The sequence below is a fragment of the uncultured Limnohabitans sp. genome, from assembly GCF_937889215.1.
GTDB lineage: Bacteria > Pseudomonadota > Gammaproteobacteria > Burkholderiales > Burkholderiaceae_C > Limnohabitans_A.
This window is the reverse complement of sequence record NZ_CALBEX010000366.1, coordinates 1-3132: the sequence shown is the minus strand read 5'-3', so window position 1 is coordinate 3132 and position 3132 is coordinate 1. Positions and strand designations below refer to the sequence as shown.

The 3132-nt window shown below is 56.8% G+C and carries 4 protein-coding genes and 1 pseudogene; all 5 read right to left on the bottom strand.

The window, feature by feature from the left end:
* Positions 1-378, bottom strand: a 378-nt coding sequence (locus Q0341_RS09340; protein ID WP_299512448.1) for a 3-hydroxyacyl-CoA dehydrogenase NAD-binding domain-containing protein, incomplete at its 3' end; no start/stop codon positions are given.
* Between the two features lie 148 nt (positions 379-526).
* Complete coding sequence (locus Q0341_RS09335; protein WP_299512447.1) at positions 527-1534, bottom strand: D-2-hydroxyacid dehydrogenase family protein; 1008 nt, start codon at positions 1532-1534, stop codon at positions 527-529.
* Positions 1535-1668: 134 nt separating this feature from the next.
* The gene (locus Q0341_RS09330; protein ID WP_299512445.1) at positions 1669-1986 is read right to left on the bottom strand and encodes a hypothetical protein; all 318 of its coding nucleotides are present in this window, start codon (positions 1984-1986) and stop codon (positions 1669-1671) included.
* Positions 1987-2099: 113 nt separating this feature from the next.
* The gene (gene lexA / locus Q0341_RS09325) at positions 2100-2771 is read right to left on the bottom strand and encodes a transcriptional repressor LexA (RefSeq protein ID WP_299512443.1); all 672 of its coding nucleotides are present in this window, start codon (positions 2769-2771) and stop codon (positions 2100-2102) included.
* 257 nt (positions 2772-3028) lie between these two features.
* Positions 3029-3132, bottom strand: a pseudogene (locus Q0341_RS09320) (adenylate kinase); the annotation flags it as partial.

The following is a 3132-nucleotide window of genomic DNA, read 5'->3' as shown; positions in this document are numbered from 1 at the left end:
TGTGACCGAGAGCGAAGAGGTGTTGGTCACCAGCACAGCGGTGGGGGCCAGCACGTTTTCCAAATCGGTGAACAGGCTTTTCTTGATTTCGATTTTTTCGACGATGGCTTCGACCACCAGATCACAGCCTGCCAAATCTTGCAGACTGCTGGCCGCCAACAGACGGCTTTTGTGGCCAGCCACCGCCTCAGGCGTCAGACGGCCTTTTTCTTGCAACTTGTCCCATTGCTGAAACACCGCATCACGCGCTTTGGCAATGGCGTCGGCTTGGGTGTCGTACAGCCAGACTTGGCTACCTGCCTGGGCCGCGATTTGGGCAATGCCGCGCCCCATGGCGCCTGCGCCGATGACGGCTACTTGGGTGAATGCGAGGGTCATGTTGAAAAGTGAATGCAAAACAAGCCACAGGGCCAGGTCAATAAAAAACCGCCATGCGGGCTCAAAACAGGGCCACAGTCGACCGGGTCAAAAAACAATTATTACCGAGTTGAATGTTGGTCGATGGTAGGGGGGCGCTGGCAAACCTTCAACGGCGCACTTGTAATGCACCCGGGTTGACAATGTTGGTCGGTGTGCCCTTGATGAAGTTGACGACGTTTTCAAACGCCACACCAAAATACAGCTCGTAACTGTCTTTTTCAACGTAGCCGATGTGCGGTGTGCAAATGCAGTTTTCCAAGCGCAGCAGCGCGGAGCCTTGCAAAATCGGCTCGGACTCGAACACATCAACTGCGGCCATGCCTGGGCGTCCCCGGTTCAAGGCACCGATCAAGGCGTTGGGCTCGATCAGTTCAGCCCTGGAGGTGTTGACGATCAAAGCGGTGGGTTTCATCAAGCCCAAGTCTTCGCTGGTGACGATGCCCGTCGTGACTTCATTCAACCGCAAGTGAAGCGACATCACGTCAGTAGTTTGAAAAAATGCCTCGCGGCTGGTTGCTGCAATGTGGCCGTCTGTGACGGCCTTCACGCGTGATTCGTCGCTGCCCCACACTTGAACATGCATGCCAAAGGCTTGGCCATAGCTGGCCACCATTTGGCCAATTTTTCCGTAACCCCAAATGCCCAGCGTTTTACCCTTCAACACAGTGCCCAAGCCAAAATTGACCGGCATCGCACTGGATTTCAGGCCCGACTGTTGCCAAGCACCATGTTTGAGGCTGCTGATGTAGTGAGGTAGCCTGCGGGCTGCAGCCATGATGAGGGCCCAAGTCAGCTCAGCCGGTGCAGTGGGCGAGCCCACGCCTTCAGCCACCGCCACGCCACGCTCGGTACAGGCGGCCAAGTCGATGTGGCTGCCCACACGGCCTGTCTGGGCAATCATTTTGAGGCGAGGCAGTTTTTCGATGAGCGCCCGATTCAAGATGGTGCGCTCTCGGTTCAGGACAATCACATCAGCGTCTTTGAGACGAACAGACAGTTGACCAATGCCCTTGACCGTGTTGGTGTAGACCTTGGCTGGGAAGTTCTCGAGTTTGGCTGCGCAGTCGAGTTTGCGGACGACGTCTTGGTAGTCGTCGAGGATCACAATGTTCATGCACGACATTGTGCCTTGTCAGTCGGCGAGCTTTGGCCTTGGCAAGGAGGATTTGTTTGCAGTTTCTTTCACCACAAACCAAGAACCGGCCAAAACGGTGCGAGGGGTGTCCGTTTGGCCGATGTTGGTGACGTTCAGTTTGGGCGGTGTTGGGCCTCTAAGGCTACCAGGCGGTCAAGTTCGGCGCAGACATCGGCCATGCGGCCCGAGATGACCATGCGCCCGGCACTGGGCGCACTTTGCCCCGATTCCTGAATGCGCAACACCCGCAGGCCTGGCGCTCGGCTGGCCGCTTTGGTCAGTGCCAGAGCCGGTGTGGCGCAGAGGCTGGGCCGCGCAGCCCAGACGGGGTGTATGCGGCCCAAATGCCTTTTGGGCAAAATTTGTGTGGTGGTGGACGGTGTGGACAAGTTCTTGAACAGACCTGTCAGAGCAAGCAGAGCGATTCCCATGTGAAACCTTTCAAAAGCATGGAGGTTGGACACAGGCAGGATTGCAAAGGAAAGTCGCTGGTTTCAGGGCTGATAGACAGCGCCCGCCACCTGAAGCCAGGACTGGAAAAATGTCACATGACGAAGCTGTTGCGGATCAGGCCTACGGCCAAGCCCTCGATGTCAAAAGGCTCTCCGGGGTGCACCACGATGGTGGGGTAATCGGGGTTTTCGGGCAAAAGTTCAATGCCGGTGCTGGTTTTGTGCAGGCGTTTGACGGTGACTTCATCGCCAAGACGGGCCACCACAATTTGACCATTGCGCACTTCTTTGGTGGATTTGACGGCCAACAGGTCGCCGTCCATGATGCCCGCATCGCGCATGGACATGCCGCGCACCCGCAGCAAATAGTCGGGTTGTTGGGCAAACAAAGTGCTTTCGACTTGGTAGGTTTTGTCGACGTGTTCTTGTGCCAAGATGGGCGATCCTGCAGCGACACGCCCGACCAAGGGCAGACACAATTGGCCCAGGCCCGGCAGGCTCAGGCTGAACAAATCGGAGGGCGCGCGCAGGGTGCTGCGTGAACTGCCTTTGAGACGGATGCCGCGCGAGGTGCCACTGACCAACTCGATCGCCCCTTTGCGGGCCAGAGCCTTGAGGTGTTCTTCTGCGGCATTGGCCGACTTGAAGCCCAACACATTGGCGATTTCGGCGCGGGTAGGTGGCGCACCGGTGTTGGCAATGGTGTTCTGGATGAGTTCCAGAATTTCTTGTTGCCGGGCTGTCAGTTTGGGGCTGTCGGTCATGGGGTGTCCTTGGTCTGCAAGATGACTGTTTTTTCATCCAGTGACTGTATTTTTAAACAGTTTTCTGACTTGTGCAAGCCTCTCATGCAAAAAACCACGAAAAGTCACCCATTTCGTTTTTTTAATGGTTGTTCATGCCGCCCACTGACGTGTGTTCTCCATGCCACCTTTTCGCGCAAGCGTTTTAAAAACAACAAAGCCCCTGGACGGGGCTTTGTTGGGGGTGGGCGGCACAGGCCGCAGCACAGGCTGTTGCTTTATTCGGACAGTGCGGCAAAGGCCCGTGCGGTGATCTCTTCCACGCTGCCGGTGCCACTGATGGCGCGGTATTGGGGGGCCGAAGCGGCGTCTGATTTGGCCC